The organism is Microbacterium sp. 8M (assembly GCF_902506375.1).
In the GTDB taxonomy this organism is placed as follows: Bacteria; Actinomycetota; Actinomycetes; order Actinomycetales; family Microbacteriaceae; genus Microbacterium.
In genome coordinates, this window is sequence record NZ_LR733284.1 from 2,097,196 (window position 1) to 2,109,383 (window position 12,188).

The window sequence follows — 12,188 nt, forward strand, 5'->3', positions numbered from 1 at the left end:
GGCCTAGATCGAGGTCTCGCCGCGGCCGCTAAGGAGAAGCACCGCCTGCATGCGCACGAGTTTACCTCCGGCCAGGGTGGGTGTTTCCCACCCACCCTGACGCGCGTGCGGCTCGGATCCCGCAGGCTGCATGACGGCGGATTACCCCCGGCGAGGGCCCTGCCGGCGCATCGTGGCACGCTGAACGTCCACGATCTGTTCGAGAGGTGCCGCATGTCCGTCGAGACCGTCCGCTTCGCCACCAAGGCGGTGCATGCCGCGCGGATCCGCCCGTCCGCACCGTCGCGAGCGACGCCGATCTATCTGACCGCCGGGTTCGAGTTCGACGACTTCGATCACGCCGCCGACCACTTCGGCAGCGGAGACGGATACGGCTACAGCCGCACGGGCAACCCCACCGTTCGAGCCGTGGAACGCCAGCTCGCCGCACTCGAATCCGGTGCCGATGCGCTGCTGGTGGCCAGCGGGCAGGCCGCGGTGGCGACAGCGCTGCTCACCGTGGCCGGCGCGGGCGACCACATCGTCGCCTCCGAGCACATCTACGAAGGCAGCCGCGGACTCCTGCTCGACAACCTCGCACGCCTCGGGATCGAGACCACGTTCGTCGACGACATCGCGGATCCCGAGGCGTGGAGATCCGCGATCCGCCCCTCCACGAGGGCGCTTTTCGCGGAATCGATCGCCAACGCCCGCAACGACGTCCTCGACGTGTCGGCGGTCGCCGCGGTGGCGGATGCGGCGGCGATCCCGCTCATCGTCGACAACACACTGGCGACGCCGTTCCTGCTCCGCCCGCTCGAGCACGGCGCGTCGATCGTCGTGCATTCCGCGTCGAAGTTCCTCGCAGGTCACGGGTCGGTGCTCGGCGGCGTCATCGTCGACGACGGACGCTTCGACGCCGCCAGAACCGGACACAACGCGCCGCACCTCGTGCTGCCCGGTCGCGGCGGCACCGCCGCCGTCGCCGCACGGCACGGCGGGCTCGCGAGGATCGCGTACGCGAGGGAGTCCATCGCTCCGCGGTTCGGTGCCTCGCCCTCACCGCTGAACGCGTTCCTGATCGGCCAGGGTGCGGAGACGCTGGGGCTGCGCGTGGAGCGGCAGTCCCGCAACGCGCTCGCCGTCGCGCGCTGGCTCGCCGAGCACGACGCGGTGGAGAGCGTGGACTACGCCGGCCTGCCGTCGCACCCGGATCACGACACCGGGGTGCGCTACCTGCGCGGCGGCTTCGGCTCGATCTTCACCGTCACGCTGCGCGGAGGGCTCGCGGCCGCCAAAGCGTTCGTGGAGGGGGTGCGGGTTTTCACGCACATGACCCACATCGGTGACGTGCGCTCTCTCGTGCTGCATCCCGGATCCACGAGTCACGTGCTGCGCACGGCCGAGGAGCGCGAGCGCCTCGGCATCCGTCCCGGCACGGTGCGCCTGTCGATCGGCATCGAGGACGTGGATGACCTCATCGAGGATCTCGCCCAGGTCCTCGCGCCCGTGCGGGAGGCCGTCCGATGAGCAGGCAGCAGCACTTCGGCTGGTTCCTCGCGCGCGGCTTCGGGCCGCAGGGCTGGGGTTATCCGTCCTTGGATTGGGACTACGACTGGACACGGCCGGAGATCTATCAGGAGGCCGCCCGCACCCTCGAGCAGGCCGGGTTCGACCTGGTCATCATCGAGGACGCGCCGTCGCTCGGCTCGGCGGACACCATCGATCTGCGGGTGCGTCACGCCTTCGGAGGACCCAAGCACGATCCGCTCCTGCTCGCCCCGTATCTGTTCCAGGCGACGAGGCACCTCGGCGTGGTGCCGACCGTCAATCCAGCGGCGTACCTTCCGTACACCGCGGCACGCCAATTCGCCACGCTGCAGCACCTGAGCGGCCACCGGCTCGGCCTCAACGTCGTGACGGATACGGGCAGCGCGCGCCACTTCTCCGACGCGGCGCAGCTCGGACACGACGAGGCGTACGACCGGGCGGAGGAATGGCTCGACGGGATCCGTTCGCTCTGGAACAGCTGGGAGCCGGACGCGCTCGTCGCCGACCGCAGCACCGGGGTGTACGCCGACGGCTCGCGGATGAACCCGATCCGCCACCGCGGCGAGTACTACGCCTTCGACGGCCCGCTGAACGCGCTCCCGTTCCCGAACGGCGAGCCGGCGATCGTGTCCCCCGGAGGCTCCGGGCGCGGCCTCGGCTTCGCCGGTGCGAATTCGGACGTGCAGCTCGCTCTCGCGCCGTTGCACGAGGCATCCGTGCGCGCGTATCGCGCGAAGATCCACGATGCCGCCGTCGCGGCCGGCCGCCGTCCGTCCGACATCAAGGTCCTCTTCGCGATCCAGCCGGTGATCACCTCCTCGGCCGAGGAGGCGGACCGCATCGTCGCCGCCTCGGCGCACCCCGATGAGGCGGCGCTGGTGCAGATCGCGCGCAAGCAGTCCAGCGACTTGGAGACCGACCTCACTTCCCTCGATCTCGACCAGCCGATCGACCTGTCGGTCTTCGGCCCGCACGTCTCGCGCGGGAGCATCCAGCGCCTGATCGGCGACCGCGGCGAGGACGCGCCGCTGCGCGCTCACCTCAGCGCCCTCGCGCGCGCCGGCCGCATCTCGGATCGCTCCGGCTTCGTCGGCACCGCGGAGGAGTTCGCGGATCTCGTCGAGGAGCTCGGCGACTGGGGCAACGACGGGGTGCTGCTGTGGGGCGACTTCCACCCGGTGACCCTGCACCGCACTCTGGACGAACTGGTGCCGGTGCTGCGTCGACGCGGAATCCTGCGCCGTGAGTACGCCGACGGGGGGCTCCAGGCCAACCTGCACGCCTTCTGAGCGCCGGCTCTCCGCGCGTCCTGCGGACGCGCGGAGAGCACGCATCACTCGGAGGCCACCGCCTGCCGCTCCTGACGCCTCTCGCGGCCCGAGGCGATGAGGCTCGCCCCGGTCGCGCCGAGCATCGCGACCACGATCACGGTGAGCGAGAGCCAGATCGGCACGTCGGGGGCCCACTCGATGGGCTTGCCGCCGTTGATGAACGGAACCGTGTTCTCGTGCATCGCGTGCAGCACGAGCTTGACGCCGATGAAGCCGAGGATCACGGCGATGCCGTAGTGCAGGTAGCGCAGCCGGTCGAGCAGGTTGCCCAGCAGGAAGTACAGCTGGCGCAGGCCCATCAGCGCGAAGATGTTCGCGGTGAACACGAGGAAGCTGTTCTGCGTGATGCTGAAGATCGCCGGGATCGAGTCGATCGCGAACATCAGATCCGTGACGCCGATCGTGACGAACACGATGATCATCGGCGTCCAGACACGCTTGCCGTCGACCAGCGTGCGCAGCTTCGGACCGTCGAACGTGTCGCTGACCGGCACGATGCGACGCACCAGGCGCACGGCGAAGCTCTCCTTGGCGGCGGTCTCGTCCTCCTGCTCCTTCTCCGGCATCGCCTGACGGATGGCCGTCCAGATGAGGAACGCGCCGAAGAGGTAGAACACCGGTGCGAAGTTCTCGATGATCGTGACGCCGAGCAGGATGAAGATGCCGCGCAGCACCAGGGCGATGATGATGCCCACCATCAGCACCTCCTGCTGCAGCTTCCGGGGCACCGAGAACTGGGCCATGATCAGCACGAACACGAAGAGGTTGTCGATCGAGAGGCTGTACTCGAGCGCCCACCCGGTGAGGAACTCCCCCGCGTGCTGCCCGCCGGCGACCGCGAGCAGGAGCCCGGCGAACCCGAGAGCGAGCGCGACGTAGAACACCACCCAGAGGGTGGACTCCTTCGTGGAGGGGATGTGCGGGCGCCAGCGCACGATCAGCAGGTCGCCGATCAGGATCAGCAGCAGGACGGCGAGCGAGACGGCTTCGAACCAGACGGGAACGTCCACGGGTGCCTTTCGGAAGGGGTCGGTCAACGGCCGAAAGTCTCTTCCCCGCCGATGGCGGTCACGCGCCCGGAGGCCCTCCGGCGGGCCTCGTGATGACGATCGCGTGAAGTCGGAATACTCCCCTTCGCACGAGAGAGTCTACCGGATCCGGGTCGGGGGCTCGTGCTGCCTGCCGGTTGGGATGCGGGTGGATTGGACCGCCGTGCGCGGAGCGTGCGGCCGCGCACGGACCACACTTCCGGAGAGGATCGATCTCCTCCCGTCGACGGGCACGGTGTCCCGCCCCGGTGGCGATGACGGAGGACGGGCTGACGGTGCTGCCGGTGGCGGTCGTCGAACGGCGGATCTGCGAGGCCGGATCCGTACCCGTGACGCTCGATTCGTGCGGGTGGCGGATCACGCGGCACAGGACGGAGGGGTTTGTGCTGCACGATCGAGGTGGTGGGCAGACCGTGCTGCACCCGCGGCTCCCGCTCCGCTACGCCTGGGGTGACGTCGATCCGCCGCTGAAACGGTTCCGCCCCGCCGCCTGAACGCGCCTCGTGGAGGCGACGTCAGGCAGCCCGACTCAGGCTTCGTCGAGCGCGTCAGGCGTGTCCACGGCCCCGCCGAAGCGGCGGTCGCGGGACAGGTAGATCCCGATCGCGCGCCACAGCTCCTCGCGGGAGAAGTCCGGCCACAACGTGTCCAGGAACACCATCTCCGCATAGGCCGACTGCCAGAGCAGGAAGTTCGAGGTGCGCTGCTCCCCCGAGCTGCGCAGGAACAGATCCACGTCGGGCATGTCCGGGATGTACAGGTGGCGACGGATCGTCTTCTCCGTGATCGCTCCCGGGCGCGTACGTCCGGCCTTCACGTCCTCGGCGATCGCGCGCATCGCGTCGACGAGCTCGACCCGGCCGCCGTAGTTGATGCACATGGTCAGGGTGAGCGTGTCGTTGCCGCGCGTCAGCTGCTCGGCATACTGCAGCTCCTTGATGACGGATCCCCACAGCCGGGGTTTGCGCCCGGCCCAGCGGATCCGCACGCCCCACTCGTTGAGCTGATCGCGGCGGCGGTGCAGCACGTCGCGGTTGTACCCCATGAGGAAACGCACCTCCTCGGGGGAGCGCGCCCAGTTCTCGGTGGAGAACGCGTAGACGCTGAGATGCTTGACGCCCGCCTGGATGGCGCCGGCGACGACGTCGAGCAGCACCTCCTCGCCCGCCTTGTGCCCTTCGATGCGGTTCAGCCCGCGGCGGTTGGCCCAGCGCCCGTTGCCGTCCATGACGATGGCGACGTGGTTCGGCACCGCGGGGAACGCCGGCGGCTGCGCTCCGGTCCAGTCGAGCGGGCGGTAGGGCACCGCGTCCTTGTGGGTGTACGGCTTGGGGCTCAACGGTTTCCTTCCACGAGCGAGAGCGAGCGGATCCCCCGCTCGAGATGCCACTGGGCGTAGGCGGCGATGACACCGGACGCCGCGGCGGCGTCGCGGTCCGGGGCCGAATCGACGCGCTCCCAGTCCCCCGCGAGGAGGGCGCGGAGCACCTCGAACGCGGACGCGGGCAGGCGCGGGCTGCCGACCGGGGCGCAGTCGTCGCAGACGATGCCGCCCATCTGCGCGACGAAGACGGTGTGCGCGCCGGGCTTCGCACAGCGGGCGCAGTCCGTGAACGACGGCGCCCAGCCGGAGAGGGCCATCACGCGCAGTAGGTACGAGTCGAGGATGCTGCGGGCCGCGTGCTCGCCCCGGGCCAGCGCCCGCAGCCCGCCGACGAGCAGCAGGTACTGCTCGGGCGTGGCCTCGGCGTCGTTGAGCCGGTCCGCCGTCTCCACCATCGCGTTGGCGGCCGTGTAGCGGTCGTAGTGCAGCGCGATGTCGGCGCCGTAGGAGCCCAGCGACTCCGCCTGCTGCACGATGTCGAGCGAACGCCCCTGGTACAGCTGCACGTCGGCCACCATGAACGGCTCGAGGCGCGAGCCGAACTTCGACGAGGTGCGGCGCACCCCCTTCGCCACCGCCCGGATCTTGCCGTGCGTGCGCGACAGCATCGTCACGATCCGGTCCGCCTCGCCGAGCTTGTGGGTGCGCAGGATCACCGCTTCGTCTCGGTAGGTGGGCATTCCTCGATCATCCCACTCCCGGGGACAATGGAGCTGTGACCGAACCGACCTTCACCATCCCGTTGTGGGCCGATCTGCTGGGCGTGGGCCTGGGCGGCGTGCAGGGCGCCATGTTCGCGAGCGGCTTCCAGGGACAGCGCCGCCTCGACTGGCTGGGCGTCGCGATCATCGGGATCATGATCGGGATGGGCGGCGGTCTCATCCGCGACATCCTGCTCGGCCTGTCCCCCGCCTCGCTGCAGAGCAACTGGTACCTGCTGACGGCCACGGGAGCCGCCCTGCTGGGCATGCTGCTCGCGGGGCTGTTCAACCGCCTGAACAAGGTGATCGTGTTCCTCGACGCCGTCGTGATCGGCATGTTCGGCGCGTTCGGCACGAGCAAGGCCATCGGCTTCGGCGTGCCGCCGGTGCCCGCGGTGTTCATCGGCGTCTGCGCCGCGGTCGGCGGCGGCGTGCTGCGCGACATGCTCATGGGCCTGCCGACCGCGATCATGCATGTCGGATCCCTCTACGCCGTCGCTGCCGGCGCCGGCTGCACCTTCATCGCCGCCGCGCACGCGTTCGGCATGTCGATCACGCTCGCGGCCATCATCGGCATCGTGCTCACCACGATCATCCGCGTGCTCGCCGTCATGTTCGACGTGTCCCTGCCCGAGCAGCGCCGGCTCTACCGCCGCAAGGTGGCCGCCGAGACCGGGATCGTCCCGATCATCAAGCCTCAGCCGCGCCCCTGAAGGACGCCGTCCGCTGCGTGGCGCGTCTTCCCGTGCGCCAAGCGCCCGGACAGACACGACTGCTCCCCGAGCGCAGCGGTTCGGCCGGCGTCGGGGAGCAGTCGCGGTCATGCGGACGGATGCGCCGCAGACGGGGGCTCCGCGCACAGGGTGGTGGCGCGGAGACGTTCAGGGGCGGGCGCTCAAGCCTCCACGAGCTCGGCCTGACGCGCCCGGATGGACCGGTTCACACACGAGACGATCGCCTTGAGCGACGCCGTCGAGATGTCGCCGTCGATGCCGACGCCCCACAGCCGCTGGTCGCCCACCTGCAGCTCGACGTAGGCCGCGGCCTGGGCGTCGCCCCCGGTGGACAGCGTGTGCTCGACGTAGTCGTAGAGCGAGATGTCGAAGCCGCGCGCACGCAGCACCTCGATGAACGCCGCGACGGGACCGTTGCCCCGGCCCTGCGCCTCGAGGCGCTCCTCGTCGTCGCGCAGCACCACGTCGAGGGTGACCTCGCCGGACATGTCGCTGTTGGTGCGGGTGCCCAGCAGCTCGAACCGCCCCCACTTCGCGTCGGCCGCGGAAGCCGGCAGGTACTCGTCTGTGAAGATCTCCCAGATCTGCTCGCTGGTGACCTCGCCGCCCTCCGCGTCGGTCTTCGCCTGCACGACGCCGGAGAACTCGATCTGCAGCTTGCGCGGCAGGTCGAGGGCGTGGTCGGTCTTCAGCAGGTAGGCGACGCCGCCCTTGCCGGACTGGGAGTTGACCCGGATGACCGCCTCGTAGGAGCGGCCCAGATCCTTCGGGTCGACGGGCAGGTAGGGCACGCCCCACTCGATGTCGTCGACCGAGACGCCCTGCGCCTCGGCCTTCGCGGCCATCGCCTCGAAGCCCTTCTTGATCGCATCCTGGTGCGATCCGCTGAACGCGGTGAACACCAGATCGCCGGCCCAGGGGCTGCGCTCCGGCACCGGCAGCTGGTTGCAGTACTCGACGGTGCGCTTGACCTGGTCGATGTCGCTGAAGTCGATCTGCGGGTCGATGCCCTGCGTGAACAGGTTGACGCCCAGAGCGACGAGGTCGACGTTGCCGGTGCGCTCGCCGTTGCCGAACAGGCAGCCCTCGATGCGGTCGGCACCGGCCATGTAACCGAGCTCGGCAGCGGCGATCGCGGTGCCGCGGTCGTTGTGCGGGTGCAGCGAAAGGATGACGTTCTCGCGGTGGTTCAGGTGCCGGCTCATCCACTCGATCGAGTCGGCGTAGACGTTGGGCGTGGCCATCTCGACCGTGGCGGGCAGGTTGATGATCACCTTGCGGCCGGGGGTCGGCTCGAGCACCTCCAGCACCGCGTTGCACACGTCCACGGCGTACTCCAGCTCGGTGCCGGTGTAGCTCTCGGGCGAGTACTCGTAGTAGACCTCGGTGTCGGGGATTCGCTTCTCGAACTCGCGGCACAGGCGCGCGCCTTCGAGCGCGATCTGCTTCACGCCCTCGCGGTCGGAGCGGAAGACCACCTCGCGCTGCAGGACGCTCGTGGAGTTGTAGAAGTGCACGATGGCCTGCTTCGCACCGGCGATCGCCTCGTAGGTGCGCTCGATGAGGTGCTCGCGGCACTGCGTCAGGACCTGGATCGTGACGTCGTCGGGGATGAGGTCCTCGTCGATGAGCTGACGCACGAAGTCGAAGTCGGTCTGGCTGGCGGACGGGAAGCCGACCTCGATCTCCTTGTAGCCCATGCTGACGAGCAGCTCGAACATCACGCGCTTGCGCTCGGGCGACATCGGGTCGATGAGTGCCTGGTTGCCGTCGCGCAGATCGACCGCGCACCAGCGCGGCGCCTCGGTGATCCGCTTCGACGGCCAGGTGCGGTCGGGCAGATCGACCTGGATCTGCTCGTGGAAGGGCCGGTACTTGTGGACCGGCATCGTCGTGGGGCGCTGGTTGTTCTTCATGAGGGGTGCTCTTCTCGTCGCTTCAGGTGTGGGAGCGGGCCAACACGAACACCGCGACGAGTGGGGCCCTCAGATACGGGACTCGTCGCGGCAGCTAAGAAGGAGCAGACCGCCTGCGCGCATGCGGCCATGCTAGCACGACGTCACGACCGGTCCGCGGATGCGTCATCCGGCCCAGGGGGCGCAGCAGAACCTGCGAGAATCGAGGGACGCGGATCCGCACGTCATCGAACCAGGATCCGAGACGCCGACCTTCGAGGAGCAGTCCGTGCAGTACATCTCCACCCGCGGCGGCGGGGAGCCGAAGACCTACAGCCAGGCGCTGCTGGAGGGACTGGCCGTCGACGGCGGTCTGCTCGTGCCCGAGCGTCTGCCGCAGGTCGACGCCACGACGCTCGAGTCCTGGCGCGGTCTCGGCTACGCGGAGCTGGCCACCGAGGTGCTGGGGCTGTTCGCCACAGACATCCCGCGCGACGACCTCGCGGCGCTCTGCGCGGCGGCCTACTCCCCCGACGTCTTCTCGTCGGCGGTGCCGCTCACCCCGATCGGCGGCGGCATCACCCTCGTGGGGCTGTCCGAGGGCCCGACGCTCGCGTTCAAGGACATGGCGATGCAGTTCCTCGGGCAGGCTCTCGAGTACGCCCTGGAGCGCACCGGCGGCGTGCTGAACATCGTCGGGGCCACCTCGGGCGACACCGGCTCCGCCGCCGAGCACGCCCTTCGCGGCAAGGAGCGCATCAGCGTGTTCATGCTCTCGCCGCAGGGACGGATGAGCGCCTTCCAGCGCGCGCAGATGTACTCGCTGCAGGACGCGAACGTGCACAACATCGCGGTCGACGGCGTCTTCGACGACTGCCAGAACCTGGTCAAGGATCTCGCCGGCGACCTCGAGTTCAAGCGCGCGCAGTATCTCGGCGCCGTCAACTCGATCAACCTCGCCCGCATCACGGCGCAGGTCGTCTACTACTTCTGGGCCTGGCTGCGCGCGACGGACGCCCTCGCGCCGGCCGAGCGGGATGGCTTCGAGGTCTCGTTCGCGGTGCCGTCGGGCAACTTCGGCAACATCCTCTCCGGCTTCTTCGCCCGCGGGATGGGCCTGCCGATCCGCCGCCTGGTGCTCGCCGCCAACGAGAACAACGTGCTCGACGAGTTCTTCCGCACGGGCGTGTACCGCCCGCGCAGCGCCGCGCAGACCCTCGCCACCTCGAGCCCCTCGATGGACATCTCCAAGGCGTCGAACCTGGAGCGGTTCATCTACGACCTGGTCGGACGGGATCCGCAGCGCGTCGTCGCCGCCTGGGACGAGCTCACCCTCACGGGCGCCTTCGACTTCACCGCCGACCTTCCGCGCTTCGCGAGCGAGTTCGGGATCGTGAGCGGCACCAGCACGCACGCCGACCGCCTCGCCACGATCCGCGCCGTCCACGAGCGCAGCGGCACGATCATCGACCCGCACACGGCCGACGGCGTGAAGGTCGCGGAGGAGTTCCTCGAGGACGGCGTCCCCATGCTCGTGCTGGAGACCGCCAAGCCCGAGAAGTTCGGCGAGACGATCACCGAGGCTCTCGGCGTCGAGCTGCCGCTGTCGGACGAGCTGAAGGCGCTGCTCGCCGCGCCGCAGCGGGTGACGGAGATCCCCAACGACGAGAGCGTGCTGCGCGAGATCATCGAGACGAGCGCGCTGCACTGATCGCGAAGTCCGTCTCCCCTTACGGCGGGGCGGAACGGCTAGCCTGACTGGCATGAGGGCTCGACCACGCGCACGCCTGCGGGCGCTGCTCTGCGCGGCCGCACTCGCGCTCGCACCGGTGGCGTTCGCCGCGCCGGCGCAGGCCGACGCGAACGCATTCTCCTACCAGTCCTGGGACAGCCGCTTCGAGCTGAGCCGGGGAGCGGACGGCCGGGCCGACCTCGCGGTGACGGAGACGCTCGTCGCCGACTTCCCCGACTTCGATCAGAACCACGGCATCATCCGAGGCCTGCCGACGTACTACGACGGCGCGCCGCTGCAGCTGCACCTCGTCTCCATCACGGACGGATCCGGCAAGGCGCTGCCGTACGACGACGGCACCACAGAGGACGGCGTGCGGCAGATCAAGATCGGCGACGAGGACGTCTTCCAGCACGGCCCGACCACCTACGTCATCCGCTACACGATGCGCGATGTCGTGCACCGGCCGGTCGATCAGGCGATCGACGAGTGGTACTGGAACCTGCTGCCGCTCGACTCCTCCCAGTTCATCCAGCATTTCCGCGCGGAGATCGCGTTCGCCCCCGACGTGCGGGCCGCGATGACAGGGGCGCACGCGTGCTACACGGGCGAGGTGGGCGCGACCACCCGATGCGACCTCACCGGCGGACCGGACCGCTTCTCCGTCGCGCAGGAGAACGTCGTCCCAGGCACCGGAGTGACGGTCGCCTTCGCGATGAAGAAAGGCACGTTCGCCCCAGCTCCGGCGCGCGTGCCGGAGCCCCTCACAGACACCGTGCCGTATCCCGTGGCCGGCGGAGGCGCGGCGCTCGCCCTGTTCGGCACGATCTTCGGCGTCGCTGCGATGCGCGGACGTGCGCGGCGCCGAGGGCGCGGCATCGTCGTCGCTCAGTACGACGTGCCGACCAGCCTGCCGCCGCTGCTGGCCGCCGTGATCGAGGGCCGGAAGGCGGTGTCCACCTCGGCGGAGATCGTCCATCTCGCCGTGCGCAAGGCGATCCGCATCGAAGAGGGCACCATCAAACCTGTGCTGCACCTCCAGGACGCCACGGCCGTCCCGGATCCGCTCGACGCGCAGACGCTCAGCGCGCTGTTCCCCTCGGCGGCGATCGGCAGCAGCCGCGATCTCAGCTCGCCGGACGACGCGCTCGTGAAGAAGCTGCGGGCGCTGCCGGGGACGGCGGCGATCGCTGCGGTCCAGCGCGGTCTGCTCACCCGGCGGCGGTCGCTCGCCGCGGTGGTGGCCGGTGCGCTCGGTCTCGCGCTGGGTCTCGCGGGGATCGTGCTCGCGGTGCCCGGGATGGCCGTGGGGCGACCCGCCGCGATCGCGGCGTTCGTGCTGGCGATCGTCTTCACCGTGATCGCCGTGGTGGCGTTCATCGCGGCGCTGATCCCGTACGCGGTGCTGACGCCCGCGGGCGCCGAGGCCCGCGAATACCTGCTCGGAGTGAAGGAGTACATCCGGCTGGCCGAGGCCGACCGGATCCGGATGCTGCAGTCCTACACGGGGGCGGAGCGGAGGAGGGACGGCACGGTCGACGTCATCGTGCTGTACGAGCGCCTGCTCCCCTACGCGATGCTCTTCGGGATGGAACGCGAGTGGGGCGACGTCTTGACCGTGCACTACCAGGAGGCCGGGACCGGTCCGGACTGGTACACCGGGTTCGCCGCGGGCAACCTCTCGAGTTCGCTCTCCGGCGTGGGCAGTTCCCTCACCGGCACCTCCACGCCGAGCTCGTCATCCTCGGGGTCGAGCTTCAGCGGCTCCTCGGGCGGCGGATTCTCCGGCGGCGGGGGCGGCGGCGGATCCTCCGGCGGCTGGTGACGCGGAC

10 protein-coding genes are annotated in these 12,188 nt (G+C 69.7%); 6 read left to right on the forward strand and 4 right to left on the reverse strand.

What is annotated here, in order from left to right; all coding sequences use genetic code 11:
- Window positions 1–213: 213 nt before the first annotated feature.
- Both AERO9AM_RS10005 and AERO9AM_RS10010 read left to right on the forward strand, forming a co-directional pair.
- Window positions 214–1,509: an O-acetylhomoserine aminocarboxypropyltransferase/cysteine synthase family protein gene (locus tag AERO9AM_RS10005; RefSeq protein WP_159576001.1), complete on the forward strand. Its 1,296-nt coding sequence runs from the start codon at window positions 214–216 to the stop codon at window positions 1,507–1,509.
- Window positions 1,506–2,819, forward strand: a complete 1,314-nt coding sequence (locus AERO9AM_RS10010; protein WP_159576002.1) for an LLM class flavin-dependent oxidoreductase — start codon at window positions 1,506–1,508, stop codon at window positions 2,817–2,819. Before AERO9AM_RS10005 ends, AERO9AM_RS10010 begins: the two co-directional genes overlap by 4 nt.
- Window positions 2,820–2,863: 44 nt before the next feature.
- On the opposite strand, the gene AERO9AM_RS10015 is transcribed toward AERO9AM_RS10010, so the two are convergent.
- Window positions 2,864–3,871 (reverse strand): TerC/Alx family metal homeostasis membrane protein, encoded by a 1,008-nt coding sequence (locus AERO9AM_RS10015; protein WP_159576003.1) that lies wholly within the window; start codon window positions 3,869–3,871, stop codon window positions 2,864–2,866.
- Between the two features lie 287 nt (window positions 3,872–4,158).
- On the opposite strand from AERO9AM_RS10015, the gene AERO9AM_RS10020 reads away from it, so the two are divergent.
- Window positions 4,159–4,404, forward strand: coding sequence for a hypothetical protein (locus AERO9AM_RS10020; protein ID WP_159576004.1), 246 nt, complete (start codon window positions 4,159–4,161; stop codon window positions 4,402–4,404).
- 35 nt (window positions 4,405–4,439) lie between these two features.
- On the opposite strand, the gene AERO9AM_RS10025 is transcribed toward AERO9AM_RS10020, so the two are convergent.
- Both AERO9AM_RS10025 and recO read right to left on the reverse strand, forming a co-directional pair.
- A complete protein-coding gene (locus AERO9AM_RS10025; protein WP_159576005.1) occupies window positions 4,440–5,249 on the reverse strand; it encodes an isoprenyl transferase in 810 nt (269 codons plus the stop codon).
- The gene (gene recO, locus AERO9AM_RS10030; protein ID WP_159576006.1) at window positions 5,246–5,974 is read right to left on the reverse strand and encodes a DNA repair protein RecO; all 729 of its coding nucleotides are present in this window, start codon (window positions 5,972–5,974) and stop codon (window positions 5,246–5,248) included. The genes AERO9AM_RS10025 and recO overlap by 4 nt, the downstream gene beginning before the upstream one ends.
- A 35-nt stretch (window positions 5,975–6,009) precedes the next feature.
- Between recO and AERO9AM_RS10035 the strand changes: the two genes are divergently transcribed.
- A complete protein-coding gene (locus AERO9AM_RS10035) occupies window positions 6,010–6,708 on the forward strand; it encodes a trimeric intracellular cation channel family protein (RefSeq protein WP_159576007.1) in 699 nt (232 codons plus the stop codon).
- A 182-nt stretch (window positions 6,709–6,890) separates the two neighbouring features.
- Here the strand turns inward: AERO9AM_RS10035 and leuA are convergent, their stop codons facing one another.
- Window positions 6,891–8,645 carry a 2-isopropylmalate synthase gene (leuA, locus tag AERO9AM_RS10040; protein WP_159576008.1) on the reverse strand — a complete coding sequence of 585 codons (1,755 nt, stop codon included), beginning with the start codon at window positions 8,643–8,645 and terminating at the stop codon, window positions 6,891–6,893.
- Between the two features lie 268 nt (window positions 8,646–8,913).
- Between leuA and thrC the strand changes: the two genes are divergently transcribed.
- Together thrC and AERO9AM_RS10050 are read left to right on the forward strand one after the other, a co-directional pair.
- A complete protein-coding gene (gene thrC, locus AERO9AM_RS10045; protein ID WP_159577481.1) occupies window positions 8,914–10,335 on the forward strand; it encodes a threonine synthase in 1,422 nt (473 codons plus the stop codon).
- A gap of 52 nt (window positions 10,336–10,387) precedes the next feature.
- The gene (locus AERO9AM_RS10050) at window positions 10,388–12,181 is read left to right on the forward strand and encodes a DUF2207 domain-containing protein (protein WP_159576009.1); all 1,794 of its coding nucleotides are present in this window, start codon (window positions 10,388–10,390) and stop codon (window positions 12,179–12,181) included.
- Window positions 12,182–12,188 lie beyond the last annotated feature (7 nt).

What these genes read in the sequence shown, in the direction of transcription:
- AERO9AM_RS10005 (WP_159576001.1), top strand. Translation starts at nt 214, where the DNA reads ATGTCCGTCGAGACCGTCCGCTTCGCCACCAAGGCGGTGCATGCCGCG.
- AERO9AM_RS10010 (WP_159576002.1), top strand. Translation starts at nt 1,506, where the DNA reads ATGAGCAGGCAGCAGCACTTCGGCTGGTTCCTCGCGCGCGGCTTCGGG.
- recO (WP_159576006.1), bottom strand. Translation starts at nt 5,974, where the DNA reads ATGCCCACCTACCGAGACGAAGCGGTGATCCTGCGCACCCACAAGCTC.
- leuA (WP_159576008.1), bottom strand. Translation starts at nt 8,645, where the DNA reads ATGAAGAACAACCAGCGCCCCACGACGATGCCGGTCCACAAGTACCGG.
- AERO9AM_RS10050 (WP_159576009.1), top strand. Translation starts at nt 10,388, where the DNA reads ATGAGGGCTCGACCACGCGCACGCCTGCGGGCGCTGCTCTGCGCGGCC.